The 24,350-nt window shown below is 55.8% G+C and carries 29 protein-coding genes and 1 pseudogene; all 30 read right to left on the bottom strand.

What is annotated here, in order from left to right:
- Window positions 1-425 (bottom strand): annotated as a pseudogene (locus tag GJ1_RS12850) (NADH-quinone oxidoreductase subunit C); the annotation flags it as partial.
- A gap of 3 nt (window positions 426-428) precedes the next feature.
- Window positions 429-941: a NuoB/complex I 20 kDa subunit family protein gene (locus GJ1_RS12855; RefSeq protein ID WP_066233085.1), complete on the bottom strand. Its 513-nt coding sequence runs from the start codon at window positions 939-941 to the stop codon at window positions 429-431.
- Entirely contained in the window at window positions 932-1,300 is a 369-nt protein-coding gene (locus GJ1_RS12860) for an NADH-quinone oxidoreductase subunit A (protein WP_066233167.1), read from the bottom strand. Before GJ1_RS12860 ends, GJ1_RS12855 begins: the two co-directional genes overlap by 10 nt.
- A 430-nt stretch (window positions 1,301-1,730) precedes the next feature.
- Complete coding sequence (locus tag GJ1_RS12865; RefSeq protein ID WP_044732826.1) at window positions 1,731-2,132, bottom strand: F0F1 ATP synthase subunit epsilon; 402 nt, start codon at window positions 2,130-2,132, stop codon at window positions 1,731-1,733.
- Between the two features lie 22 nt (window positions 2,133-2,154).
- Window positions 2,155-3,576 carry a F0F1 ATP synthase subunit beta gene (gene atpD / locus GJ1_RS12870; protein ID WP_011232825.1) on the bottom strand — a complete coding sequence of 474 codons (1,422 nt, stop codon included), beginning with the start codon at window positions 3,574-3,576 and terminating at the stop codon, window positions 2,155-2,157.
- A gap of 27 nt (window positions 3,577-3,603) precedes the next feature.
- On the bottom strand, window positions 3,604-4,461 hold the full coding sequence (gene atpG / locus GJ1_RS12875) for an ATP synthase F1 subunit gamma (RefSeq protein WP_066233088.1): 858 nt from the start codon (window positions 4,459-4,461) through the stop codon (window positions 3,604-3,606).
- A 67-nt stretch (window positions 4,462-4,528) separates the two neighbouring features.
- Window positions 4,529-6,037: a F0F1 ATP synthase subunit alpha gene (atpA, locus tag GJ1_RS12880; protein WP_066233092.1), complete on the bottom strand. Its 1,509-nt coding sequence runs from the start codon at window positions 6,035-6,037 to the stop codon at window positions 4,529-4,531.
- 24 nt (window positions 6,038-6,061) lie between these two features.
- Window positions 6,062-6,598: a F0F1 ATP synthase subunit delta gene (locus GJ1_RS12885; protein ID WP_066233095.1), complete on the bottom strand. Its 537-nt coding sequence runs from the start codon at window positions 6,596-6,598 to the stop codon at window positions 6,062-6,064.
- Window positions 6,595-7,128 carry a F0F1 ATP synthase subunit B gene (locus GJ1_RS12890; protein ID WP_171660741.1) on the bottom strand — a complete coding sequence of 178 codons (534 nt, stop codon included), beginning with the start codon at window positions 7,126-7,128 and terminating at the stop codon, window positions 6,595-6,597. The genes GJ1_RS12885 and GJ1_RS12890 overlap by 4 nt, the downstream gene beginning before the upstream one ends.
- Before the next feature lie 120 nt (window positions 7,129-7,248).
- Window positions 7,249-7,467, bottom strand: coding sequence for a F0F1 ATP synthase subunit C (gene atpE / locus GJ1_RS12895; protein WP_011232830.1), 219 nt, complete (start codon window positions 7,465-7,467; stop codon window positions 7,249-7,251).
- A 66-nt stretch (window positions 7,468-7,533) separates the two neighbouring features.
- The gene (gene atpB, locus GJ1_RS12900) at window positions 7,534-8,247 is read right to left on the bottom strand and encodes a F0F1 ATP synthase subunit A (RefSeq protein ID WP_066233098.1); all 714 of its coding nucleotides are present in this window, start codon (window positions 8,245-8,247) and stop codon (window positions 7,534-7,536) included.
- A gap of 17 nt (window positions 8,248-8,264) precedes the next feature.
- On the bottom strand, window positions 8,265-8,648 hold the full coding sequence (locus GJ1_RS12905; protein WP_066233101.1) for an ATP synthase subunit I: 384 nt from the start codon (window positions 8,646-8,648) through the stop codon (window positions 8,265-8,267).
- A 4-nt stretch (window positions 8,649-8,652) separates the two neighbouring features.
- Window positions 8,653-8,874 (bottom strand): AtpZ/AtpI family protein, encoded by a 222-nt coding sequence (locus tag GJ1_RS12910; RefSeq protein WP_066233104.1) that lies wholly within the window; start codon window positions 8,872-8,874, stop codon window positions 8,653-8,655.
- Window positions 8,875-9,309: 435 nt separating this feature from the next.
- The gene (gene upp, locus GJ1_RS12915; protein WP_033017312.1) at window positions 9,310-9,939 is read right to left on the bottom strand and encodes a uracil phosphoribosyltransferase; all 630 of its coding nucleotides are present in this window, start codon (window positions 9,937-9,939) and stop codon (window positions 9,310-9,312) included.
- A 155-nt stretch (window positions 9,940-10,094) separates the two neighbouring features.
- Window positions 10,095-11,333, bottom strand: a complete 1,239-nt coding sequence (gene glyA / locus GJ1_RS12920) for a serine hydroxymethyltransferase (protein WP_066233108.1) — start codon at window positions 11,331-11,333, stop codon at window positions 10,095-10,097.
- Window positions 11,334-11,425: 92 nt separating this feature from the next.
- The gene (locus tag GJ1_RS12925; protein ID WP_066233111.1) at window positions 11,426-12,004 is read right to left on the bottom strand and encodes a TIGR01440 family protein; all 579 of its coding nucleotides are present in this window, start codon (window positions 12,002-12,004) and stop codon (window positions 11,426-11,428) included.
- Between the two features lie 341 nt (window positions 12,005-12,345).
- Window positions 12,346-12,792, bottom strand: coding sequence for a ribose 5-phosphate isomerase B (gene rpiB, locus GJ1_RS12930; RefSeq protein WP_066233115.1), 447 nt, complete (start codon window positions 12,790-12,792; stop codon window positions 12,346-12,348).
- A 226-nt stretch (window positions 12,793-13,018) separates the two neighbouring features.
- Window positions 13,019-14,308 carry a methyl-accepting chemotaxis protein gene (locus GJ1_RS12935; RefSeq protein ID WP_066233118.1) on the bottom strand — a complete coding sequence of 430 codons (1,290 nt, stop codon included), beginning with the start codon at window positions 14,306-14,308 and terminating at the stop codon, window positions 13,019-13,021.
- A 24-nt stretch (window positions 14,309-14,332) separates the two neighbouring features.
- Window positions 14,333-14,779 carry a low molecular weight protein arginine phosphatase gene (locus tag GJ1_RS12940; RefSeq protein WP_066233121.1) on the bottom strand — a complete coding sequence of 149 codons (447 nt, stop codon included), beginning with the start codon at window positions 14,777-14,779 and terminating at the stop codon, window positions 14,333-14,335.
- A gap of 110 nt (window positions 14,780-14,889) precedes the next feature.
- Window positions 14,890-15,441: a manganese efflux pump MntP gene (locus GJ1_RS12945; RefSeq protein ID WP_066233124.1), complete on the bottom strand. Its 552-nt coding sequence runs from the start codon at window positions 15,439-15,441 to the stop codon at window positions 14,890-14,892.
- A 175-nt stretch (window positions 15,442-15,616) separates the two neighbouring features.
- On the bottom strand, window positions 15,617-16,684 hold the full coding sequence (locus GJ1_RS12950) for an L-threonylcarbamoyladenylate synthase (protein ID WP_066233126.1): 1,068 nt from the start codon (window positions 16,682-16,684) through the stop codon (window positions 15,617-15,619).
- 129 nt (window positions 16,685-16,813) lie between these two features.
- A complete protein-coding gene (spoIIR, locus tag GJ1_RS12955; protein ID WP_066233171.1) occupies window positions 16,814-17,671 on the bottom strand; it encodes a stage II sporulation protein R in 858 nt (285 codons plus the stop codon).
- 59 nt (window positions 17,672-17,730) lie between these two features.
- Entirely contained in the window at window positions 17,731-18,612 is an 882-nt protein-coding gene (prmC, locus tag GJ1_RS12960) for a peptide chain release factor N(5)-glutamine methyltransferase (RefSeq protein ID WP_066233129.1), read from the bottom strand.
- A complete protein-coding gene (gene prfA, locus GJ1_RS12965; protein WP_066233132.1) occupies window positions 18,602-19,678 on the bottom strand; it encodes a peptide chain release factor 1 in 1,077 nt (358 codons plus the stop codon). Before prfA ends, prmC begins: the two co-directional genes overlap by 11 nt.
- 93 nt (window positions 19,679-19,771) lie before the next feature.
- A complete protein-coding gene (locus GJ1_RS12970; protein ID WP_066233136.1) occupies window positions 19,772-20,212 on the bottom strand; it encodes a hypothetical protein in 441 nt (146 codons plus the stop codon).
- A gap of 122 nt (window positions 20,213-20,334) precedes the next feature.
- Window positions 20,335-20,529, bottom strand: coding sequence for a hypothetical protein (locus tag GJ1_RS12975; protein WP_066233140.1), 195 nt, complete (start codon window positions 20,527-20,529; stop codon window positions 20,335-20,337).
- A gap of 17 nt (window positions 20,530-20,546) precedes the next feature.
- The gene (locus GJ1_RS12980) at window positions 20,547-21,170 is read right to left on the bottom strand and encodes a thymidine kinase (protein ID WP_066233143.1); all 624 of its coding nucleotides are present in this window, start codon (window positions 21,168-21,170) and stop codon (window positions 20,547-20,549) included.
- Between the two features lie 151 nt (window positions 21,171-21,321).
- Entirely contained in the window at window positions 21,322-21,522 is a 201-nt protein-coding gene (gene rpmE / locus GJ1_RS12985) for a 50S ribosomal protein L31 (protein ID WP_011232848.1), read from the bottom strand.
- A 257-nt stretch (window positions 21,523-21,779) separates the two neighbouring features.
- On the bottom strand, window positions 21,780-23,054 hold the full coding sequence (gene rho / locus GJ1_RS12990) for a transcription termination factor Rho (protein WP_066233146.1): 1,275 nt from the start codon (window positions 23,052-23,054) through the stop codon (window positions 21,780-21,782).
- 303 nt (window positions 23,055-23,357) lie between these two features.
- The gene (gene glpX, locus GJ1_RS12995) at window positions 23,358-24,320 is read right to left on the bottom strand and encodes a class II fructose-bisphosphatase (RefSeq protein ID WP_066233148.1); all 963 of its coding nucleotides are present in this window, start codon (window positions 24,318-24,320) and stop codon (window positions 23,358-23,360) included.
- Window positions 24,321-24,350 lie beyond the last annotated feature (30 nt).

The raw sequence follows: 24,350 nt of genomic DNA on the forward strand, positions 1-24,350 counted from the left end.
TCCCCGGACGCGGCCCCCGACGACGCCTCGCGCTGCTTCCGCAATTCCGCCGCCCGTGCCCGCGTTTCCTCCGCCGCCTTCCTTTTCGCCGCCTCAAGGTCATCCCCGGACGCGGCCCCCAACGACGCTTCGCGCTGCCGCCGCAACTCGGCGGCCTTGGCTCGCACCTCTTCGGCAACTCGTTTTTTCGCTGACGCGATGTCTTCAGCCGATGGCGGCTGCGCCGCGCCGCCCGGCGCTTCATTTGCCGGGCCGTCGGATACATCCGAAGAAGGATTCAAATCATCGCTTCGGGCGTCACCGGTTTCAGCGGCTTGCTTCGCCTGTTCTGCTGCTTGCTTGGCCGCAAGCCGTTCACGCGCCAGCTGCTTCGCCCGCTCGGCTGCTTCCTTTTTTCGCTGGGTCAAATCTTTTTCTTCATCCATCGGTTACAGCACCTTCTTCCCCGTTTTGGCTTCCAGGCGGATTTTTTCTTTTAATTTGTGAATGCCGTAAATGAGCGCCGCAGGGTTCGGCGGACAGCCCGGTATGTACACGTCAACCGGAACGATTTGGTCGACGCCTTTGACAACGCTGTACGATTTGACGTACGGGCCGCCGGCCGTCGCACACGAACCCATGGCGATGACCCATTTCGGTTCGGGCATTTGGTCATACAACCGGCGCAAAAGCGGCGCCATTTTTTTCGTCACGGTTCCCGAGACGATCATGACGTCAGACTGCCGCGGCGAAGCGCGGAAAAATGAACCGAACCGGTCGAGGTCGTAATGGGCGCCGCCGACCGCCATCATCTCGATCGCACAGCAGGCAAGGCCGAATGTCAGCGGCCAAAGCGAGTTGCTTCGAGCCCATCCTTTCAACTGCTCGAGCGTCGTGAAAAAGACGTTTCGCTTCACTTCTTCCATTTCGGCATCAGAAAAGCCTTCCCATTTCACATCCATCGTAACACCTTCTTTTTCCAAGCGTAAATAAGGCCAATGGCAAGCAAGACGATGAAAATGATCATTTCCACTAACGCGAACAAGCCGAGTTGGTCATAAACGACCGCCCACGGATACAAAAACACCGTCTCGACATCGAAAATGACAAACAGCAAGGCAAATAGATAGTAGCGGACTTGAAACTGAACGCGCGAGTCGTGAAATGGATTGTTACCGCTTTCATAAGTCGTCGCCTTCATCTCGTCCGGCACGTGCGGCCGCAGCCATCGTCCGGCCGTGAGCGCCCCAATCGGCAGCAACACGCCGAGACAAAGAAAGACGAAGATGATCAAATAACTGTTCGCATAGATGTTGCTCAACAAGCTCGCCCCCCTCTCCCAGTTTTCTACATACATATAGTGTTAATGATGAAATTTTTCAATAATTCCTTCAATTTCATTATAACATTTATCATTTCCCGACAGAAGACTCAAATCCAACCGTGTCAGCAACCGTTCAGATTATCACTGTCAACACGGTGTTCATTCAAATAAGCGGCCAATCGCAGGCCGGGGCAAAGCAAGAGACACCGTCTTGGCGGAACATTGTTGCTTACACTATATAAATATAAAAAAGAGAGGACAGAACATTCGCCCCTTCTCTGACGCTTCGTGCTGCCCTCCCCTTTTCCCTTTAGTGAATACCGATTCAAGCCAAAAAGCAGCAAATAACGGCACATGCGCTCCGCGGTGTGATGAATGCCCACGTTTTCATCAAAAAAGAAAAGCAGGGGAATCTTCTCCCCTGCTTTTACTTCATTTCCGCAACGCTCAAACGGTTCATGGCGCGTTTTAACGCCAGTTCGGCCCGCTTGAAGTCGATGTCGTCCTGCTGGCTTTGCAGGCGGCGCTCCGCCCGCTCTTTCGCCGCTTTGGCGCGCAGGACGTCAATGTCTTCCGCCCGTTCAGCAGCTTGAGCCAAAATCGTCACTTTGTCCGGACGGACTTCCAAAAAGCCGCCGCTGACGGCAATGTATTGCGTTTTGCCGTCTTTTTTCAGCCGGGCCGCACTGATTTCAAGCGGGGCGACAAGCGGAATGTGCCCCGGCAAAATGCCGAGCTCGCCGCTTTTCGCCTTCACGCTCACCATCTCGACATCGTCTTCATACACCGGGCCATCAGGAGTAACGACGCTCACGTGGATCGTTTTCATTGTCCAATCCCCCTATCCCGGGTCACACTTCGACACCCATCGCTTTCGCTTTTTCAACGACTTCTTCAATGCGGCCGACTAAGCGGAACGCATCTTCCGGAAGATGGTCGTATTTGCCTTCCAAAATTTCTTTAAAGCCGCGCACCGTTTCTTTCACCGGCACGTAGGAGCCCGGTTGGCCTGTGAACTGCTCCGCCACGTGGAAGTTTTGCGACAAGAAGAACTGGATGCGGCGGGCGCGGTGAACGACGAGTTTATCTTCATCCGACAGTTCGTCCATCCCTAAGATAGCGATGATGTCTTGCAATTCTTTATAACGTTGCAGCGTTTGCTGCACTTTGCGGGCGACTTGGTAGTGCTCCTCGCCGACGATTTCCGGCGCCAACGCGCGCGAGGTCGAGGCGAGCGGGTCAACGGCCGGATAAATCCCCATCTCGGCAAGCTTCCGCTCAAGGTTGGTTGTGGCATCCAAGTGCGAGAACGTCGTCGCCGGAGCCGGGTCGGTATAGTCGTCAGCCGGGACGTAAATCGCTTGGATCGAGGTGATCGAGCCTTTCGCCGTCGACGTGATCCGCTCTTGCAATTGGCCCATCTCCGTCGCCAATGTCGGCTGGTAACCAACGGCTGACGGCATGCGGCCTAACAGCGCCGATACTTCCGAACCGGCCTGCGTGAAGCGGAAAATGTTGTCGATAAAGAGCAACACGTCTTGGCCTTGCTCATCGCGGAAGTATTCGGCCATCGTCAAGCCGGTCAAGGCGACGCGCATCCGCGCGCCCGGCGGCTCGTTCATTTGCCCGAACACCATGGCCGTTTTGCTGATGACGCCGGAATCTTTCATTTCATGGTACAAGTCGTTTCCTTCACGCGTCCGTTCGCCGACGCCGGCGAAGACGGAAATCCCGCCGTGCTCTTGGGCGATGTTGTGGATCAGCTCTTGGATCAAGACCGTTTTCCCTACGCCAGCGCCGCCGAACAAACCGATTTTTCCACCTTTAATGTACGGCGCAAGCAAGTCAACGACTTTAATTCCCGTTTCCAAAATTTCGACTTCGGTCGCCAGTTCTTCGAATTTTGGCGCCGGACGGTGAATCGGGTCGCGGCGGGCGTCAGCCGGAATATCGCCTTCCAAGTCGATCGGCTCGCCTAAGACGTTGAACACGCGGCCGAGCGTCACTTCGCCGACCGGCACCGAAATCGGCGCGCCGGTGTCGATGACTTCCATGCCGCGGATGAGGCCGTCGGTGGATGCCATCGCGATCGTCCGTACCGTATCATCGCCAAGATGCAAGGCGACTTCCAATGTCAAGTCGATGTCGACTTCGTTTTCGTTGCGCGCTTTATGTTGAATTTTCAGGGCGTTGTAGATCGCCGGCAAGTGGCCGTTTTCAAACTTGACGTCTACAACCGGACCCATGACTTGGATAACGCGTCCTCTTGTCATCGTTTTCCCTCCTAACTTGCTAGTCCGCTATTGCAAGGCGTTTGCTCCGGCGACAATTTCCGTAATCTCTTGCGTAATCGCCGCTTGGCGAGCGCGGTTGTAGGAAAGCGTCAATGTGCGAATGAGCTCATGCGCGTTGTCGGTTGCGTTCTTCATCGCCGTCATCCGGGCGGCGTGTTCGCTCGCTTTTGCATCGAGCAATGCGCCGTAAATGAGGCTTTCCGCATACTGCGGCAATAAGACGTCCAAAATTTCTTCTTGCGACGGTTCAAATTCGTACACCGTGCGCTGCTTATTCTCCGCCAAGTCGGTGAGCGGCAGAAGCTTCCGTTCCGTCACCTCTTGCTGGATTGCGCTCACGTAATGATTGTAATACATATACAGCTCGTCAAACGTGCCGTCGGCAAACAACCCGACCGTTTTGCGGGCGATTTCTTTAATATCGGCAAACGACGGCTGGTCCGGCAAGCGGGTGATGTCGAGAATGACGGGCATGTTCCGCTTGCGGAAAAAGCTGAGCCCGACGCGGCCGATGACGATGATCGCATATTCATCCGGAGAAGCATGGCGTTTTTGGATCGTTTGGTACACCAGGCGCAACACGTTGCTGTTGTATGCGCCAGCCAAGCCGCGGTCTGATGTGATGACCAAATACCCCGTCTTTTTCACCGGGCGCGAAACGAGCATCGGATGCGAAGCGCCGCCGGCGCCAAGCGCTACATTGGCCACGACTTCTTGGATTTTTTCCATGTATGGAACGAACGATTTCGCGTTTTGCTCCGCGCGGTTCAGCTTCGACGTCGAGACCATTTCCATCGCTTTTGTAATTTGGCTCGTCTTCTTCGTCGCATTGATGCGCGTTTTAATATCGCGTAACGATGCCAAAGGTTTCACCACCTTTTTGCTGCACGGGTTCTAACAGGCGAGAGGGGGCGATATGCCCCCGCCGGCCTTATTGAGAAACGACAAACGTTTTCTTGAACGCTTCGATCGCTTTGTTGATGTCTTCCTCGTTCGGAAGGTCTTTCGTCGTGCGGATGTGCTCAAGCAAGTGCTGGCCGTTTTGGTCGAGCCACAAGTAAAACTCTTTTTCAAACCGGCGTACATCTTCAACCGGAATGTCATCCAAAAAGCCGCGCGTCAACGCATAGATGATCAATACTTGTTTCTCGACCGGAATCGGCTGATGCAAATCTTGCTTCAGCACTTCAACCGTGCGCGCCCCGCGGGCGAGCTTCGCTTGCGTCGCCTTATCGAGGTCGGAACCGAATTGGGCGAACGCTTCGAGCTCACGGTAAGCGGCCAAGTCCAAACGAAGCGTCCCGGCTACTTTTTTCATCGCCTTAATTTGCGCCGCCCCACCGACGCGCGAAACGGACAACCCCGCGTTGATCGCCGGGCGGACGCCGGAGAAGAACAAGTCCGATTGCAAGAAAATTTGTCCGTCCGTAATCGAGATGACGTTCGTCGGAATGTACGCGGAGATGTCGCCCGCTTGCGTTTCGACGAACGGAAGCGCGGTCAACGAACCGCCGCCTTTGGCATCGCTCAATTTCGCTGCGCGCTCAAGCAGGCGGGAGTGCAAGTAGAAAATATCCCCTGGATACGCTTCACGGCCCGGCGGACGGCGAAGCAAGAGCGACAATTCACGGTACGCCGCCGCTTGTTTCGACAAATCGTCATAGACGACTAACACGTGTTGGCCTTTATACATGAAATACTCGCCCATCGCCACACCGGCATACGGCGCCAAGAACAAGAGCGGAGCCGGCTGCGACGCCGAGGCGGTGACGACGATCGTATAGTCAAGCGCGCCATGTTTGCGGAGCGTCTCCACAACGGTGCGGACCGTCGATTCTTTTTGCCCGATGGCGACGTAAATACAAATCATGTTTTGGTCTTTTTGGTTGATGATCGTGTCAATGGCCACCGATGTTTTCCCGGTTTGCCGGTCGCCGATGATGAGCTCGCGCTGGCCGCGGCCGATCGGCACGAGCGCGTCGATCGCTTTAATCCCGGTTTGCAGCGGCTCATGCACCGATCTCCGGTCCATAACGCCCGGCGCACGGCTTTCAATCGGACGCGTCTCCGTCGTTTCCACCGGTCCCAAGCCGTCAACCGGCTGGCCGAGCGGGTTGACGACGCGGCCGATGAGCGCTTCCCCGACCGGCACTTCCATGATCCGGCCCGTGCGGCGCACTTCATCGCCTTCTTTAATGCCGGTGTACGGTCCTAAAATAACGATACCGACGTTGTTTTCTTCCAAGTTCAATGCCATGCCCATGACGCCGTTGGCAAACTCGACGAGCTCCCCGGACATGACGTTATCGAGCCCATGAGCGCGCGCGATCCCGTCGCCGACTTGGATGACGGTGCCGACGTCGCTCACTTGGATTTGCGATTCATAGTTTTCGATCTGCTGCTTAATGAGCGCGCTGATTTCTTCCGCTCGAATGCTCATGCCTTTCACCCCTGTCTTCAAATGTTAGCCGATCAGCTGCCGCCGGATCCGTTCAAGCTGCCCGCTGACGCTGCCATCGTAAATGCGGTTGCCAATGCGCAGCTTCACGCCGCCAATGAGTTCCGGATCTACAATATTTTCAATGTGGAGCGTCTGTTTGCCGACTTTTTTGGCAAAGACGTCGGAAAGCGCCTGCAGTTCTTCATCCGTCAACGGCCGTGCCGAATAGGCGACCGCCTTGGCGATGCCGCGCGCATCGTCGACGAGGGCAAGAAACTGTTCCGCCAGCTCAGGCACAAGGCCGAAACGATGGCGCTCAAGAAGAAGGAGAAGCGTGTTTTGCACCGGGGTGGACACACCGGCGAACGCTTCGCGGATGAGCGCTTTTTTCTGATCGAAGGAAAGTTTCGGATACGAAAGAAGCGATAAAAACTCGCCGTTTTCCGCCAATGCCTGGCGCACGGCGCGAACGTCCTCTTCGATTCGGTCAAGCTGCCCTTGTTCGAGCGCGATTTGGAACAAAGCCGATGCATACCGTTTGGCGATCACTTCTTGGTTCATCGCGCTCCTCCCGCCTCTTGCACATCTTTAATGTACGCTTCGATCAGCTTGCGTTGGTCTTGTTCGGTCAGCTCTTTTTCGATCACTTTCGAGGCGATCAAGACAGACAACGAAGCCACTTGTTCGCGGAGCGCGGCCATCGCCTGTTCTTTTTCACGCTCGATTTCTTTTTTCGCCGCTTCTTTCACCCGTTCCGCTTCCGCGCGGGCCGAGGCGACAATTTGTTCTTTCTGCTCTTCAGCAAGCTTGCGCGCGTTTTCAATGAGCGCTTGCGCTTCTTGGCGCGACTGCTTCATCAGTTCGCGCTGTTCTTCAAGAAGTTTCTCTGCTTCTTGCCGGCGTTTTTCCGCCTGGTCGATTTCGTTCGCGATATGTTCTTCACGCTGTTTCATGATATTCATTAACGGCTGCCAAGCGAATTTGCGCAGCAAGGCCAGCAAAATGATGAACATCAGCAGTTGGTAAATAATCGTGCCGCCGCTGATGCCATGCGCCGCTTCGCCGAGCACCCATACGTTTGCCTTCCACAACACCGCGTTTCACTCCTTTCGACAGCTATCGCACCAACGCGATCTCGCAAAATTGCACATAAAGGAATGGCGAAGGTGGTCGTTGACACGAACTTCGCCATCACTTTCCATATCTATTTCTTATCGACCTAAGTAAATGAACGAGAAGACGACACCGATGATCGGAAGCGCCTCAACCAACGCAACCCCGATGAACATCGTCGTTTGCAAAACCGGACGCAATTCTGGTTGACGGGCAATCCCTTCGATGGTACGGCTGACGATTAAACCGTTGCCGATGCCGGCGCCCAACGCCCCCAAACCTACCGCAATCGCAGCTGCAAGTACACCCAAACTCATGTTGATAGATCCTCCTTCGCAATGTTAAAGTAATGTTTCAAGTCTTACTCTTAATGAAAGGAATGCTCAATGGTCATGACTGACCTTATGAGCCATATAAACCATGGTTAGCATCGTAAAAATGAACGCCTGAATAGAGCCGACAAAAATGCTGAACGCTTGCCACACCATCATCGGGATGGCTGCGCCAATGGCGCCAAGCACACCGTAGTTCGTGCCAAGGCTGGCGAGCAAGCCAAGCAAAATTTCCCCGGCGTAAATGTTCCCGAAAAGACGCAAACCGAGCGTCAGCGTGTTGGCAAACTCTTCGATGATTTTGAGCGGGAACAACCAGGCGACTGGACGGGTGTAATCGCGCAAATATTCGGACGCCCCTTTCATTTTGACGCCATAGTAGTGGGTGAGGGCGACGACCATCACCGCCAGCGTCAACGTAACGGTCGCATCCGCGGTCGGCGATTTCCACCAAAGTTCACCGTTTACATGGACGGAAAACGGCAGTCCAAGCATATTGGCCACAAAAACATACATGATGAGCGTGACGCCCAGCGTCAAAAAGCGGCCGCCCGTTTGCCAATCCATCGTGCTGTTAATGATGCCTCTGACAAAGTCAAAGACCCATTCAATAAAGTTTTGCATTCCCGTCGGGCGCAGCTGAAGCGAGCGAGTAGCCGCAACAGCAATGATGAACACGATCAAGCTCGTGATCGTAATCATCAACATATCAGATAAATTAAACGTAAGGCCTAAAAATTCGACAAGCGGCGCTTTATGCTCCATCCTCTCTCACCTCGCTTTCATACGTGCAGCTTGTCGTTTTTCCATTTGTGAAAGAAGAAATCTATTATAATGACAATGTAGGATGTCATTAATCCCAAAACGGTTGGCACGATATCGAAATGTTGCGGATACTTGAGAACAATGACAGCAGCCAACGCAGCAAGCGCCAAACGCGATAAGGTGCCTAATGTGCGCACTTTTTTGCGCGCCGCCACTGCTTGTCCGAACTTTTCGATTTTCCGGGTTAAATTCCAAACCATGAGGAGGCTGATCGATGTGCCGAGAATCAGGCTGAGAAAAACGGTTTTATACGGCGTAAACCCAAAGCCGAGCGTATAGATGGCGAGCAAATACAATATGTACCGAACTTGCCGCCAAAACATCGTTTGAAGGGCTTCCATTTCATTACTCCCCAGAGAAATATTGGCGGATGAGCCGCAACATGGCATACACGCCGGCCGCCAGTCCGAGCAAGAGGCCGACGATTAAAAAGATCGGCTCGGTGCCAAACTTCCCATCGACCCATCTCCCGCCGAAAACGCCGATTAAAATCGAGCCGACGAGCTGGGAGACGATGGCGGACATCAATGCCATGGCTTGAAACGGGTGGCGCTGCTTTGGGGACATGCCAACACACCCTTTAAAAAAATGAAAACCTTCTCAATCTACCCCTTGTAAAGGATACAATACGGCTTCGTCAATGTCAATGTGTTTCCACGTAAAACCTCATTCACACAGGGCAAATATTAATAATTTGTGACAATTTCTCATTTTCTTTTCACAACTGTCTTGTATAATGATATATTTTATTTTTACCCCATTTCTTTTCCCGCTATCCTAGCCTAACGTCCCACATGAAGCGGTTTCCTCCGCGCATAGCGGCGCACGGGCGTCCAGGACGCCAGCGCGCCTTCGCTTAAGCTGTCTCCTACTTCCGAGTTTATGAAAACGCTTAACCTCTTCATAAGCAAGAGGTATGTCAGCAGACGTCCACCTCCATCGTTGAATGGAAAAAGAGCCCCGCCGCACGGGGCACTCTGTTGTACACGCCGGAAGCGGGCGTTACTTCGTGCCAAACAGCCGGTCGCCGGCATCGCCAAGACCAGGGACAATATAGCCGTGGTCGTTCAGCCGTTCATCAAGGGCGGCGATGTAAATGTCCACATCCGGGTGAGCCGTCTCCACCGCTTTGACCCCTTCCGGCGCCGCAATCAGGCACATAAATTTGATGCTTTTCGCTCCCCGCTTTTTCAACGCGTCAATCGCCGCCACCGCCGAGCCGCCGGTCGCGAGCATCGGGTCGACGATGATAAAGTCGCGCTCTTCGACATCGCTCGGCAGCTTGACGTAATATTCGACCGGTTTCAACGTTTCCGGGTCGCGGTACAAGCCGATATGGCCGACTTTCGCCGCCGGGATGAGCTTTAGGATGCCGTCGACCATGCCGATGCCGGCGCGCAAAATCGGAATGACGCCAAGCTTTTTGCCGGCGATCACTTTTGCCTTCGCTTTGCTGACAGGGGTTTCGATCTCGACTTCCTCAAGCGGCAGATCGCGCGTAATTTCAAACGCCATCAACGTCGCCACTTCGTCGACAAGCTCGCGAAATTCTTTCGTGCCCGTATTCTTGTCGCGAATATACGTCAATTTATGCTGGATGAGCGGATGATCAAATACATACACTTTTCCCATCGGTCAACTCTCCTCTTCCGTATGTATGCGATACACTTCTATACATTCTACTGGAAAACGAGCGCCCGTTCAACTGCCGAACGAACGGAAAAAGGCGCACCGCCAAAGCCCATGGGCAGTGCACCGTACGGTTTCGGCCTAAGCGGCGGCTGCGCTTAATCTTGATAGAGCGGGAACTTTTCCGTCAAAGCGGCGACGCGTTGGCGCGCTTCCTCGAGCGCTTGTTCGCTGCCGACGTTTTTCAGCACCAAGCTGATGATGGCGGCGATTTCGTCCATCTCTTCCAATCCGAAGCCGCGCGTCGTGACCGCAGCCGTGCCGATGCGGATGCCGCTTGTAACAAACGGGCTTTCCGGATCGTACGGAATCGTGTTTTTGTTGACGGTGATGCCGACTTCATCGAGCACTTTCTCCGCCGTTTTCCCTGTCAGCTGCTGCGGGCGCAAATCGACAAGCAGCAAATGGTTGTCCGTGCCGCCGGAAATGAGGGTAAATCCTTCGTTTTGCAAGGCAGCGGCGAGCCGTTTTGCGTTCTCGACGACGCGTTTCGCGTACACTTTAAAGTCGTCTTGCAGCGCTTCGCCGAGTGCGACCGCCTTGGCGGCAATGACGTGCATAAGCGGGCCGCCTTGAATGCCAGGGAAAATCGCTTTGTCGATTTGTTTGGCGAACTGTTCTTGGCATAAAATCATCCCGCCGCGCGGGCCGCGCAACGTTTTGTGCGTCGTCGTCGTGACAAAATGGGCGTACGGCACCGGATTCGGATGAAGACCTGCCGCAACAAGACCGGCAATATGGGCCATGTCAACCATTAAATAGGCGCCGACTTCATCGGCAATCTCGCGGAACTTGGCGAAGTCGATGATGCGCGGATAGGCGCTCGCGCCGGCGACGATCAACTTCGGCCGGTGAAGGCGCGCTTTTTCGCGCACGTCGTCATAGTCAATGACATGCGTTTCCGGGTCGACGCCGTATTCGACGAAGTTGTACTGAATGCCGCTGAAATTGACCGGGCTGCCGTGCGTCAAATGTCCGCCGTGCGATAAGTTCATGCCAAGCACCGTGTCGCCGTGCTCAAGAACAGTGAAATAGACGGCCATGTTCGCCTGCGCCCCGGAATGCGGCTGGACGTTCGCATGCTCCGCTCCGAACAATTGCTTCGCCCGCTCGCGCGCCAAATCTTCGACGATGTCGACATATTCACAACCGCCATAGTAGCGGCGGCCCGGATAGCCTTCCGCATATTTGTTCGTCAACACCGACCCTTGCGCTTCCATCACCGCGCGGCTGACGAAATTTTCGGACGCAATCAGTTCGATTTTGGCGTGCTGCCGCTTCCGCTCTTGTTCAATGGCGGCGAACACTTGCGGATCTTGTTGTGGCAAGTAATTCATCAATAGCTCCCCCTTATGCGAAATCAGTGAATATTCGTTTTTATTTTATCAGCTTCAGCTAGGCAAATTCAAAGAAAAAATGAATGAAATCGCTAGAAAGAACAGGGATCATTCGGATTTTCCAAAGAATAGACCGCGCGAGCGCCGCCGATCAGCTTCGGCCGCGTTTTCGCCAGCGTCACGCACGCCGATCCAATGTGCTTCACCGAAACGCGCACCGGAACGGCGACCGGCTTCAAATGCATGCCGATGAGCGTATGGCCGATGTCAATGCCGGCATCGGCGCGAATCGTTTCGACGACGACCGGGGCGGCGAGCTTTCGGTAAGCGTAGGCAGCCATCGCCCCGCCCGCTTTCGGCACCGGAACGACCGAGACGATCTCCAACCCGTGAGCTTTGGCGGTTTCCCGCTCGACGACGAGCGCCCGGTTCAAATGTTCGCAGCATTGAAACGCAAGCGCAATGCCGGTTTCGCGCCGCCATGCGTCAAGCTCGGCAAACAGCATGGCCGCAACGTCCATCGACCCGGCCGTGCCGATCCGCTCGCCAAGCACCTCGCTCGTGCTGCAGCCGATCACAACGATGTCGCCGCGTCCGAGCGGCGCCTGTTGGCGAAACTCATGCAAGATCGTTTGCCATTGCTGCTGCCATTCCGTCAATCGCGCATCCATGTCCTCTCCTCCTTTGCTCGTTGTTGATCCGCACTAGCTTTGCCGCCCCTTTCACACCGTTGGCGGGTGTTGGTCAAGGACGAATCCGGCCCTAGGGATGCCCCACAATGCTCAATGGGATGGCGGATGTAAAGTTTTCGATTGATACTGCCCTTGTTTTTTACATACTGGCACGTTCAGCGATTCTTCGCCAAAGCCGAGCCCGACTCCCAAGTTGTCCGTGATGCTCACAAATATGGAGTTTTCCTATCCTTTTTGCCGCTGTCCTCATGAAGCAAGATGCCGGCCGTCTTCATGTACGGCAAGCCGCGGCGCCAGCCTCGATGCAGCCTTCATTCGGCCTACAAATGCTTGCTTTCATAGTCGGCGATTTTGCCGATCCGCCGCGCATGGCGTCCGCCTTCAAATTCGGTCTCAAGCCATGCCTTGGCGATTTCGCGCGCCAAGCCGGGGCCGATGACGCGCTCGCCCATCGCGAGAATGTTGCTGTCATTATGCATGCGCGTCAGCTTGGCGCTGTAGACGTCATGGCAAAGGGCGCAGCGCACCCCTTTCACTTTGTTGGCGGCGATCGTCATGCCGATGCCGGTGCCGCAGATCAAAATGCCGCGGTCAAATTCGCCGTGCGCCACTTTTTCAGCGACCGGAAGCGCATAATCCGGGTAGTCGACTGACGTTTCACAATCGCAGCCAAAATCGGTGTACTCGATCCCCATTTCATCAAGCAGCGCTTTAATTTCTTCACGGATGCGAATTCCGCCATGGTCGGAAGCGATGGCCACTTTCATCACTGTTCTTCTCCTTTCGATTCGTTTTGCTTCGCCTTTTGTCCGAAAAACAGCAATGCGCTCGCATTCAATCGATGGGGGCGAAAACTTTGCCCCCTCACCTTGACTGTCAACTAAACATAGGCGAGAGTCTTTTCGAATTGTAGAGAACGAGAGGCCACCGGCGGCCAACGTCTTGTCAACCGAACGCCAGCGGCGCCTTTCTCGCTGCTTGAACTATGCCGCCTCAGCGGGTGCGAAACTGAGCGACAGCCGCCTGCAATTGTTCGGCCTGTTCAACAAGCTCGCCAGCCAGCTTATGCACATCGCTGATCGATGCGGCCTGCTCTTCGGTCGCCGCCGTGACTTCGAGCGCACCAGCGGACGTCTGCTCGGCGATCGCCGCCACTTCTTGCGTCTGCGCCGCGGCCCGCTCCATATGCCCCATTTGGCGTTTCGCCAACTCAGCGATGTCATGGACGGCGCGGATCACTTCATCGGCCGAGGCCGCCATGGCCGCGATGGCCTCATTCGTGCGCTCCCCTTTCGACGCCTCGGCGTTTGCGGCGGCCACCTGCTTGTCCATTTGCGCCACCACACGGGCGACTTCGTTTTGAATGTTGCCGACCAGTTCCGCGATTTGCTTAACCGCCTTGGCGCTCTCATCAGCCAGCTTGCGCACTTCCTCGGCGACGACGGCAAACCCCCGGCCGTGCTCGCCGGCACGGGCTGCCTCAATGGAAGCATTGAGCGCAAGCAAGTTCGTCTGTTCAGCGATGTCAGCGACAAGCAACGTAATGTTGCCGATTTGATTGGCATGTTCTTCGAGCTGCTTGACAGCCTCCCGCGACAGTTCTTGATCGTCAGCCAGCTGATCGATGCCGCTGACAAGCGAATGGGTGATATCGCGGCTTGTCTTCAGCGTTTTGGCCATCTCATATACCGACTGTTCCGCGCGCTCGGCCGTTTCTTTTACTTGTACTGCGATGGCGAGCACATCCTCAACCGCCGAAGCCGCTTCTTGGATCGCCTCCGCCGAGGCCGCCGCCCCTTTGGAAATGTCGTCAATGGTCGCCGCGATGTCGCGCGAGCGGTCAGCTGCCGTCTCAGACGCCTTTCTCATTTCCGCTGTCTTTTCATTCGTGCGCGCTGCATTCTCTTCCACGTTGGCGACGACCGCACGCAAATGGCTAAGCATCCGGTTGAACGCGGCAGCCAGCGAGCGAATTTCGTCATTGGAAGAGGGCAACGGAACATCTTCATCGATATGCCCTTCCGTCGCCTTGACCGCCGCTTCCTCGAGCCGTTGCAGCGGCTTCGTAATCCAGCCGGCAGCAAAATAGGCAAGCACCCCGGACCAAAAAATTCCAAGAAGCAATACGACCATCGTGAACACGCTTTTGTTCCATGATGCAAACCACTGGTCGTATAAAACGTACAAGAAAAAGGCGCTCGTTGAATAGGTGATAAGCGCCAACGCTGTCGTAAAGACGACGAGCTTTAGACGCAAGCCGAACCGATGACTTGTCTCCCCCATTGTGTTCCCCCTCACTTGTCAACATCATTGTTCTGTTTGCAACTTTTCCGCCAGACGGTCAATGAGCATCGCCAGCTCATCACGCGCCGCCCGATACGCTTCCACCGGGCCGCCGAACGGGTCGGCGATGTCGCCGTCTGTTCCCGAGACAAACTGCTTCAACGTAAACGTTTTGTCCTTCGCCTCTGGGAAACGCTCGACGATCATTTCTTTATGGCCGGATGTCATCGCCAGCACGTGCGTCGCCCAGTCGATATGCTCTTTTTTCAGCTGCGAGGAGCGATGGGCCGCTTCAATTCCTTTTTCCTTCAACACCGTCTTGGCGTGGGCCGACGCCTCGCTTCCTTCCGCCGCAAATACGCCAGCCGATTTCACCTCGACGCCGGGCAGCTGCTTCTTCTCCAGCAGCGCAGCAGCCATTGGGCTCCGGCACGTATTGCCTGTGCAGACGAACAAAATGCGGTATGGCATACAACCACCTCTTCACACTAATGGCTTACCATCAATATACCATAGGGAAAAGAGCAAAAAAAGCAGGCAGTCCGCTTTTTCCCACCTGAAGGAAAACCGCCTGCCGCCGTTTATAGAAAAAGCAGCTTGAGCCCGAACGCCAGCAAAATGCTGCCGCCAAGCGCCTCGCTGTAGGAACCGAGCCATTGCTGGAAATGGCGGCCGACAAAGAGGCCGACCCATGTCAGCACCATGCTGAACAGACCGAACAGCAAAATCGTCACCATCGTCCGCGCTCCGAAAATGCCGAGGCTCAGCCCGACGGAAAAGCTGTCTAGGCTGACGCTGAAGGCAAAAAAAAGCAACCCCACCCCGCGCGGAAACAGCGGCGAGCCGTCGTCCCTCCGGAACGAGGTGATGATCATTTGCCCGCCAAGCCATAACAGCAGCGCCCCGCCCGCATATGTCGCAACGCTTCCGAACTCGCGCGACAGCAAGCGGCCGACGGCCATGCCGACAAGCGGCATGAGAATATGAAACAAGCCGATCGTCAACCCGATATAAAACATTTGCCGCAGCCGGAGGCGCAGCAGCCCCATTCCTAAAGCGACCGAAAACGCGTCCATGCCCAGCGCCAGCGCCATCATTGACAGCGCGATCATTTCGCCGATGAATGCGCCCATGTTTTCTTCCCTCCTGGACCGGCCTTATTGCTAACATATGCACGTCCAGGACGGTTTAGAAGCGAGGCCGGCCAACAAGGTGCCGGCTCATGGGCAGGCGGACAAAAAAAACCGGCCCACAATGGACCGGTGAAGTGTTTGGAAACAACAGCGCCTATAACAAACGGCTATCCCTTCATTTCTGCTGTTCGCTGATAACGCGTCCGCCGGCCGCTTTGCGGAGCCGGTTCATGATCGCGGCGCCGATTCCTTCTTCCGGAAACGCCTCGCTGTAAATAAGATCGACGTTCGTTTCATCAAACCGGCGCAGCGTGTCGTACAGCCGGCTCGCGACCGTCTCAAGCGCCTGGCGCGTTCCGCACGGCAGCACGACATCGGCTATATACCGATTCCGGTTTTCTTCGGTCGTCAGCACGCCGACCGTTTTCCCTTCAGACCGGCTTTCATCGACAAGCCGCTGCAAAAGCGCCGGCGGGCCGGCGACGATCCAAAGCGGCGCGTTTGGCGCATAATGCGTATATTTCATTCCTGGCGCTTTCGGCGCCGCCTCGTCGCCCAAAGCGGCAGCCTCTTCAACCCGGCCGATCGCTTCCATGAGCGCCTCTTTTGTCACCCCGCCCGGGCGCAAAATCATCGGCACGTCCCCACTGCAATCGAGCACAGTTGATTCGACGCCTACGCCGGTCGGCCCGCCGTCGATCACCCCAGCGATCCGCCCATCTAAATCGGCGAGCACGTGCGCCGCCGTCGTCGGGCTCGGCCTTCCTGACCGATTCGCGCTCGGGGCGGCCAACGCCAAACCGCTCGCCTCGATCAACGCCAACGCCAGCGGGTGATCCGGCATGCGCACCGCCACCGTCGGCAGCCCGGCCGTCACCCGCTCGGACACCGCTCCTGTTCGTTTAGGCAACACTAACGTGAGCGGCCCTGGCCAAAACCGCTCCATCAACGTTTTCGCCACCGGCGGGATGGAGGCGGCCACCGTCTCCGCTTGCGCAATATGAGCGACATGGACGATAAGCGGGTTGTCGCTCGGCCGTCCTTTGGCGGCGAAAATTTTTTCCACCGCTGCCGTATTGGCTGCATCCGCCCCTAACCCGTACACTGTTTCGGTCGGGAAAGCGATGACTTCCCCCGCCCGCAGCCATTCGGCCGCCTCTTGTATTTGTGGATAAATCTGTTGTTTATCAACAATATTATCCACAACCCAAACACGCGTTTCCAATCGTTTCACCTTCTCCATCACCGTGATTCGCCTTGAAAATGGCGGCTTTTTTCACCAGCACCAGATCAACGCCCGACGCTTTTCCACAGTTATGCACAAATTGTGCATAAACTTGTTACTTTTGTGGATAACTTTGTGGATAGGCGCTTATGGAATAAGATGTCTCAGCCACTCTTTGAAGAAAAATTTCACTTCCACCGGCTGCTCCGGCTCGGCCATGACGACGAAAGACGACTCGCGATCATCAGCTTTCCCCTCGCTCTGCCCATGATCGGCAGAAGAAGCGGTGCGATCTTCGTTTTCCACTGTTGCGGCCTTCTCCTCTTTCGGTTCATTCGGTTCGGCGGCCCGCTCGTCGTTCGGCTCTGCCTTGTCTTCCGCTTCGGTCGGATCGCTGTTTTGCTTCGCTCCGGCTTCCATCGACCGGGCGCTCCCAGCCGGCGCAGGCTGATTCGTGTCTGCAGGCGACTGGCTCGCCGTCATCATCACGGCATCGCTGTTGGAAAAATCGAGAAAACAAAGCGGCGGAAACAGGACGCACCACCAGTTCGCTCCTTTTCCTTCCCCGAGCGTGATGAGCACTGCATCATATATGCCGGCCGGATACACGTAGTTGCCGTACACTTTCGTCGGAAAATGGACCGGGCCAAACTCGACTTTATACGATTGATCGCTTCGTTCATCACGAAGCACACGGGCGACCGTCCGCTCGATGTCCGGCAGGTGGGAGCGGATGACGCGCTTCGCTTCCTCGAACGAGGTGAGTTCGGCCACCCAGCCGTTGATTTGCGCATTGACCGCATCGCGCACTTTTCGCTTCAATCGTTGGTCTTCATCAGCATCGCTGTTGGCTAAAATGCGCAGGCGAATCGCCTCATCGGGCACGGCGACCGCCGCGTTCGCCCCGGCGTCTGTCTTATGGCCATACAGCTCAACAAGCACACCGGTCGTTAATAGAATGATATATAAACATACGGCAATGGCATTTCCTTTGATCACCATCATCGGCACCGTCCTTTCACCTTTCATTGTGGACGGCGCCGCTCGTTTTTAAACCTATGAATCTAATACTTTTTCTCTTTTTTCGGCCGCGTCATGTACACCATCCGGTCTTTGCCGTTGAGGTCAAAAGCGACTTCCACTTCGGCTTCTGGAAACGCCTCCGCCAAGAGCGCCGCCACCGCTTCCCCTTGCCCGGCGCCGACTTCAAACGCGGCAAGCGCTGGCTCACGAAGCACAGACGGCAGCTCGCGGGCAAAGCGGCGGTAAAAATCGAGCCCGTCGCGGCCGCCAAAGAGCGCCGTATGCGGCTCATAGTCTTTGACGACCGGGGAAAGCATAGCCACATCCGTCTCTGGAATGTACGGCGGGTTGGAGACGACGACGTCGACCTTCCGCCCCGCGTCAATGAACGGCTGCAGCAAATCGCCGCACAAAAACGAAACGTTCGCCCCGAGCCGCCGGGCGTTTTCGCGGGCGACCGCGAGCGCTTCGTCCGAAATATCGGTGGCGGTGACGGACAGCGCGTTGTTCTCCAGCGCCAGCGTCACGGCGATCGCCCCGCTGCCGGTGCCGACGTCAACCACATCGATCCGCTTGCGTCCGGCAAACAGGCGCGGAAGGCGCTCTAAGACGCCAAGCACAAGCTCTTCCGTCTCTGGGCGCGGGATGAGCACATGGCGGTTGACGAGAAACGGCCGGCCGTAAAACGATTCATAGCCGATCAAATATTGAATCGGCACGTGATCCATCGCATGGCTGCGCACGTCGGCCGCAAACCGTTCATATACCGCTTCGTCGACCGGCTCGCGCCAGCGGGCGAACAGCCCGGCCCTGTCGACGCCTAAATGGTGGCCAAGCAGCCACTCCGCCGCCCGCTCCTCTTTTCCATGGGCGCGCAAAAAAGAAGAAGCCCAGGCGAGGACTTCATGCACATTACGACGCATCGTTCGCTTGCTCCAGTTTTTTTGCTTGGTCGTCTAAAATGAGCGCCTCAATAATTTCGTCAAGGTGGCCGTCGAGCACTTGGTCGAGCTTTTGAATCGTCAGCCCGATGCGGTGGTCGGTGACGCGGTTTTGCGGGAAGTTGTACGTGCGGATGCGTTCGGAACGGTCGCCGGTGCCGACGGCTTGCTTGCGCGTTTGATCGTATTCAGCGCGCGCTTCTTGCTGGTATTTGTCGTAAATGCGGGCGCGCAATACTTTCATCGCTTTTTCTTTGTTTTTGATTTGCGACTTTTCATCTTGGCACGTGACGACAATGCCGGTCGGAATATGGGTGAGGCGCACGGCCGACATCGTCGTGTTGACGCTTTGCCCGCCCGGTCCGCTTGAAGCAAACGTATCGACGCGAATGTCTTTTTCATTGATTTCGACTTCAATTTCTTCCATCTCCGGCAGGCAGGCGACCGTCGCCGTCGACGTGTGGATGCGCCCGCCTGACTCCGTTTCCGGGACGCGCTGGACGCGGTGGGCGCCGTTTTCGAACTTCAGCTTCGAATACGCCCCTTTGCCGTTGATCATAAAAATGATTTCTTTGTAGCCGCCAAGGCCGGTCGGGCTTGCTTCAATCACTTCCGTCTTCCACCCTTGCGACTCGGCGTAGCGCGTATACATCCGGTACAAATCCCCAGCAAACAGCGCTGCCTCTTCGCCGCCGGCGGCCGCGCGGATTTCCATAATGACGTTTTTCTCATCGTTCGGATCTTTCGGCAAGAGCAACACTTTCAGCTTTTCAACGAGCGCCTCTTCCCGTTCTTCGAGCTCATCAATCTCTTCTTTCACCATCTCGCGCAGCTCCGGCTCAAGCTTTTCTTCGAGCATCGCTTTCGCTTCGGCCAGCTGCTCGCGAACCGATTTGTATTCGCGGTACGTTTGCACCGTTTCTTCCAAATCCGCCTGCTCTTTGGAATAATCGCGCAGCTTTTTCGGATCGTTGATGACGTCCGGGTCCATCAACAGTTCGTTCAACTTTTCATACCGCTGCTCCACAGCTTCCAACCGGTCAAACACATCATTCACCTCTGTTTTTGCACACAGTCTAATTTTAGATTATAGCATGAAACGAAGCCAAACAAAAACCCCGCTTTCGGCAAGCGGGAGCTCTTAGTGGACGCGCACGATGATTTCGTATGTCGGGATCGCTTTGGTCAAAAGCTTGTCGATGCGTTGCGCCTCGCGCTGCCGCTCCTCGGCGGACAGCTCCTCCGGCGCATCGACCGTCACATACATATTGCCGCCGTGAAACCAAATCGAGTCAACGCCGTAATCGGTGTACCGCTCAATGAGTTGCGCTGCCTTGCGCGTATCGGCGCGCTGGTTTTCGCTTCCTTCCGTCAAGCTGATAAAGTTCGGGTTTTGCCGCACCTTTTCCGGATCGTCGAAGTTGTTGTACAAGTCGCTGTCAGCGTCGATCTTCGGCCGCCCGTCCGTCATCAGCCGCGCGCCGTTTTTGTCTTCGCTTTGCTGACGGTAGGACGGATGGTCCGGATTCAACGAACAGGCAGAAAGCAATAGGGCCATTCCTAACAGCCAGATGCGTTTCATCCTTTTTCGCCTCCTTGCTGTTAGGATGTCCATGACCGCCCGTCAATGATACACGGCAAGCCATAAATCTTTCTGCCATCATTCGTCTATTTTGCGGCGAACGAACAAAAGGGGCAGCCTGGTCAAGCGAACGACCAATGATGAACGAGCCGCATGCCAAACGCTTTTTCCTCCCATAGCGAATGGACGCACGAGACGGGCAAGGATGATGGCGCCGCTTCCGCCCTTCTCGGTCGGCGAAACATACGAATATGCGCCGTTTCCATCAACGATGGCGGCGCTTCGCCACTGCGCCGATGAAAGCGGCCAAACAACATCAGTGACCGCCTCACCATCACTCACCCGTATGTCCAGCGAGCGGGCGGTTGTATCGCTTTTTCGGTTTGCCAGGCACTTCGTGGTGATGGCGGCAGCGCGGTTCGTACGCCTCGCTGGCGCCGACGAGAATCACCGGATCGTCATAAGAGGCGGGCGCACCGTTAATGATTCGCTGCGTCCGGCTGGCCGGCGAACCGCAGACCGTGCATACAGCCTGCAGCTTCGTCACCGACTCGGCGATCGCCATCAGCGCCGGCACGGGGCCAAACGGCTCGCCGCGAAAATCTTGGTCGAGCCCGGCGGCGATGACACGGCAGCCGCGGTCAGCAAGCGTTTGCACGACATCGATGATGTCATCGGAAAAAAACTGCACTTCATCGATGGCCACGACGTCGGTGGCGGCGGAAATGTAGCGGAACATCTCCGCCGGCGTCGCGACCGGAATGGCGATCACCGAATTGCCATTGTGCGACACGACCGCGTCCTCGCTGTAGCGATTGTCGATCGTCGGTTTGAACACTTTCACTTCCTGCTTAGCCAACTGGGCGCGGCGGACGCGGCGAATCAACTCTTCCGATTTGCCGGAAAACATGCATCCGCAAATGACCTCAAGCCAGCCGGACTGCGTCATCACGTACATCGGGGGCCTCTCCTTTCGCACAACACTGTCATGGCATCAGCCGTCCCTGCCGTCAGCCGGCGGGTTGGGCTTCAATAAGCAACTGGTCGTCGATCTGGCGTCATGAAAAAGCAGGCAAGTGGGTTGCTTGCCTGCTTCGTCACATCCTTGTTTACTTAAGGCCGTATTTTTTATTGAACTTGTCAACGCGGCCCGCTGCCGTAACGAATTTTTGTTTGCCCGTGAAGAACGGATGGCATTCCGAGCAAATCTCCACGCGCAGTTCGTCTTTGACCGAACCGCTTTCGAATTCGTTGCCGCATGCGCAGCGGACGATGACTTTTTTGTACTCTGGATGGATGCCTTGTTTCATCGTTTTCATCTCCTTCCGCCCTGTATCTTATCGAAACAGAGTGATTCGTAGCATGGAACGCTTCATGCTTATGCGCGCCCGCCCGTTTGGCAAGGCGCGGCGCATGGAACGGCCGAGGCTCCGATAAAGCGAACCCGGCCGGTGCAAATCACTGGTCGCACAAACAGAAAGGCGCTAGCCAAAACACACATGTTAAGATTATAACAGCTTTTCCGCTCGTTTGCAATGGGCGATGTCCGGCAAATTCCTCCACCTGCCTACAGGCGGAGCGGCCCCCCTTGTTTCCACTCCTGATCAAGCAAGGCGAAAAACTCTTCGTTTGACTGCGTCCGACGCAATTTGTTCAAAAACCGCTCGATAAAGTCGGGGGAATCGGCCATCGTTTTGCGGATCGCCCACAGCTTTTCCAAATGTTCTTTCGGGATGAGCAGCTCCTCTTTGCGCGTTCCCGAGCGGCGAATGTCGATCGCCGGGAAAATGCGGCGCTCGGCGAGCGAGCGGTCAAGATGGAGCTCCATATTGCCCGTGCCTTTAAACTCCTCATAAATGACGTCATCCATGCGTGACCCAGTGTCGATGAGGGCGGTCGCCAAAATCGTCAAGCTGCCGCCTTCTTCGATGTTGCGGGCTGCGCCGAAAAAGCGCTTCGGACGGTGGAACGCCGCCGGGTCAATCCCGCCGGAGAGCGTGCGCCCGCTCGGCGGAATGACTAAGTTGTACGCCCGGGCGAGGCGCGTGATGCTGTCCATTAAAATGACGACATCGCGCTTATGCTCGACTAAGCGCATGGCCCGCTCCAAGACGAGCTCGGCCACTTTAATATGGTTTTCCGGCACCTCATCAAACGTCGAGCTGACGACATCGCCCTGCACCGACCGCTCGATGTCGGTCACTTCTTCCGGCCGTTCGTCAATGAGCAGGACAATGAGCTCAACGTCCGGGTGGTTCGTGGTGATGCTGTTGGCGATTTCTTTCAGCAGCATCGTCTTCCCGGCTTTCGGCGGCGCAACGATCAACCCGCGCTGGCCAAAGCCGACCGGGGCGATCAAGTCGATGATGCGGGTCGACAGCTTGTCCGGCGTCGTCTCGAGCTTCATTTGCCGATTCGGGTAAAGCGGCGTCAACGCTGGAAAGTGGACGCGTTCCTTGGCGATTTCCGGGTCTTCGCCGTTGACCGCTTCGACATGAAGCAAGCCGAAGTAGCGTTCATTTTCTTTTGGCGGCCGCACTTTGCCGGATACTTTATCCCCGTTGCGCAAATCAAAACGACGGATTTGGGAAGCGGAAATGTAAATGTCTTCCGAGCTCGGGGAATAGTTGATCGGGCGCAAAAAGCCGAATCCTTCCGACGGAATGATTTCGAGGATGCCTTCCATGAAAAAGAGGCCGTCTTGTTCGGCACGCGCTTTCAAAATGGCAAAAATAAGCTCCTTTTTCGTCAACTTGCTGTAGTATGAAATTTTATATTGTCTGGCGAGCTCATACAGCTCTTTCAATTTCATGTTTTCTAATGCCGCTAACGTTAATTCCATCTTGACACCACACTTTGCAAATTTTCCTATTCTCCCATCGTTCGCGTTCGGACATATTGGTCATCAATTCGACAGGCGAAGGGATTCATTTCGAAGATGATGAAGGCTGAAATGAAATAAAGAAGTAGAATGGCAGAGCTTATTTTTGCACAAGTAACACGACTATTTTACCCTTTTCTCCTATTTTTAATCAATCTTTTTTTATTTTTCCGTGCCGGGCGTGGCTCCGGCGCCCGGCCGGATGGCGGGAGATGATTGGATCACTGCGTTTGGTTTTTCGGCAGCCATGCCGCATATGGCAGATCATTTGATGACTAAGTTCGGTTTTTTCTTCAAGCTGTGCCGCCCTTCGATGAAGCGGACGGTGCCGGACTTGGCGCGCATGACGACGGAGTGGGTGAGGCCGTAGGCCCCTTTCAGCCGCACGCCGCGCAGCAGCTCGCCGTCGGTGACGCCGGTGGCGGCAAAAATCGCGTCGTCGCCTTTCACCAAATCGTCCATGCGCAACACTTTGTTGACGTCGATGCCCATCTGTTTGCACCGCTCGACTTCAGCGTCGTTTTGCGGCAGCAGCTTCCCTTGCAGCTCGCCGCCAAGGCATTTCAAAGCAACGGCCGCGAGCACTCCTTCCGGCGCGCCGCCCGAGCCGAACAAAATGTCGACGCCGGTATGGTCGAACGCGGTGTTAATGGCGGCGGCGACATCGCCGTCATTGATGAGCTTAATGCGGGCACCGGCTTCGCGCAGCTCGTGGATGAGCCGCTCATGGCGCGGACGGTTGAGGACAACCGCGACGACGTCTTCAATATCTTTGTTTTTCGCCTTTGCCACCGCCTTTAAATTGTCGATGATCGGCGCTTCAATGTCAATCATCCCGACGGCTTCCGGCCCGACGGCAATTTTCTCCATGTACATGTCCGGCGCATGAAGCAGATGGCCATGGTCGGCGACAGCGACAACCGCCAATGCATTCCAGCCCCCGGAAGCGACGATGTTCGTCCCTTCAAGCGGGTCGACGGCGACATCAACGCGCGGACCATAACCGTTGCCGAGCTTTTCGCCGATATACAGCATCGGCGCTTCGTCCATTTCCCCTTCCCCGATGACGACGGTGCCTTTCATCGGCACGGTGTCAAACACATCGCGCATCGCCGACGTCGCGGCGTCATCGGCCTCATTCTTTTTCCCGCGCCCCATCCAGCGGGCGGCGGCAAGCGCCGCCGCTTCGGTGACGCGCACGAGTTCCATCGTTAAGCTTCGTTCCATCGTTGTTCTCCCCTTCCCCTTTGTCGACTG

It is taken from the genome of Geobacillus jurassicus NBRC 107829, assembly GCF_001544315.1.
GTDB lineage: Bacteria > Bacillota > Bacilli > Bacillales > Anoxybacillaceae > Geobacillus > Geobacillus jurassicus.

Excerpts from the sequence above, each read along its gene's own strand:
- GJ1_RS12855 (WP_066233085.1), bottom strand. The coding sequence starts at position 941 with ATGGATGTGAAATGGGAAGGCTTTTCTGATGCCGAAATGGAAGAAGTG.
- GJ1_RS12865 (WP_044732826.1), bottom strand. The coding sequence starts at position 2,132 with ATGAAAACGATCCACGTGAGCGTCGTTACTCCTGATGGCCCGGTGTAT.
- atpD (WP_011232825.1), bottom strand. The coding sequence starts at position 3,576 with ATGACAAGAGGACGCGTTATCCAAGTCATGGGTCCGGTTGTAGACGTC.
- atpA (WP_066233092.1), bottom strand. The coding sequence starts at position 6,037 with ATGAGCATTCGAGCGGAAGAAATCAGCGCGCTCATTAAGCAGCAGATC.
- GJ1_RS12885 (WP_066233095.1), bottom strand. The coding sequence starts at position 6,598 with ATGAACCAAGAAGTGATCGCCAAACGGTATGCATCGGCTTTGTTCCAA.
- atpE (WP_011232830.1), bottom strand. The coding sequence starts at position 7,467 with ATGAGTTTGGGTGTACTTGCAGCTGCGATTGCGGTAGGTTTGGGGGCG.
- atpB (WP_066233098.1), bottom strand. The coding sequence starts at position 8,247 with ATGGAGCATAAAGCGCCGCTTGTCGAATTTTTAGGCCTTACGTTTAAT.
- GJ1_RS12905 (WP_066233101.1), bottom strand. The coding sequence starts at position 8,648 with ATGGAAGCCCTTCAAACGATGTTTTGGCGGCAAGTTCGGTACATATTG.
- GJ1_RS12910 (WP_066233104.1), bottom strand. The coding sequence starts at position 8,874 with ATGTCCCCAAAGCAGCGCCACCCGTTTCAAGCCATGGCATTGATGTCC.
- upp (WP_033017312.1), bottom strand. The coding sequence starts at position 9,939 with ATGGGAAAAGTGTATGTATTTGATCATCCGCTCATCCAGCATAAATTG.
- glyA (WP_066233108.1), bottom strand. The coding sequence starts at position 11,333 with ATGAATTACTTGCCACAACAAGATCCGCAAGTGTTCGCCGCCATTGAA.
- GJ1_RS12925 (WP_066233111.1), bottom strand. The coding sequence starts at position 12,004 with ATGGATGCGCGATTGACGGAATGGCAGCAGCAATGGCAAACGATCTTG.
- rpiB (WP_066233115.1), bottom strand. The coding sequence starts at position 12,792 with ATGAAAGTGGCCATCGCTTCCGACCATGGCGGAATTCGCATCCGTGAA.
- GJ1_RS12935 (WP_066233118.1), bottom strand. The coding sequence starts at position 14,308 with ATGGGGGAGACAAGTCATCGGTTCGGCTTGCGTCTAAAGCTCGTCGTC.
- GJ1_RS12940 (WP_066233121.1), bottom strand. The coding sequence starts at position 14,779 with ATGCCATACCGCATTTTGTTCGTCTGCACAGGCAATACGTGCCGGAGC.
- GJ1_RS12945 (WP_066233124.1), bottom strand. The coding sequence starts at position 15,441 with ATGGGCGCATTCATCGGCGAAATGATCGCGCTGTCAATGATGGCGCTG.
- GJ1_RS12950 (WP_066233126.1), bottom strand. The coding sequence starts at position 16,684 with ATGGAGAAGGTGAAACGATTGGAAACGCGTGTTTGGGTTGTGGATAAT.
- spoIIR (WP_066233171.1), bottom strand. The coding sequence starts at position 17,671 with ATGATGGTGATCAAAGGAAATGCCATTGCCGTATGTTTATATATCATT.
- prmC (WP_066233129.1), bottom strand. The coding sequence starts at position 18,612 with ATGCGTCGTAATGTGCATGAAGTCCTCGCCTGGGCTTCTTCTTTTTTG.
- GJ1_RS12970 (WP_066233136.1), bottom strand. The coding sequence starts at position 20,212 with ATGAAACGCATCTGGCTGTTAGGAATGGCCCTATTGCTTTCTGCCTGT.
- GJ1_RS12975 (WP_066233140.1), bottom strand. The coding sequence starts at position 20,529 with ATGTTGTTTGGCCGCTTTCATCGGCGCAGTGGCGAAGCGCCGCCATCG.
- GJ1_RS12980 (WP_066233143.1), bottom strand. The coding sequence starts at position 21,170 with ATGTACGTGATGACGCAGTCCGGCTGGCTTGAGGTCATTTGCGGATGC.
- rpmE (WP_011232848.1), bottom strand. The coding sequence starts at position 21,522 with ATGAAACAAGGCATCCATCCAGAGTACAAAAAAGTCATCGTCCGCTGC.
- rho (WP_066233146.1), bottom strand. The coding sequence starts at position 23,054 with ATGGAATTAACGTTAGCGGCATTAGAAAACATGAAATTGAAAGAGCTG.
- glpX (WP_066233148.1), bottom strand. The coding sequence starts at position 24,320 with ATGGAACGAAGCTTAACGATGGAACTCGTGCGCGTCACCGAAGCGGCG.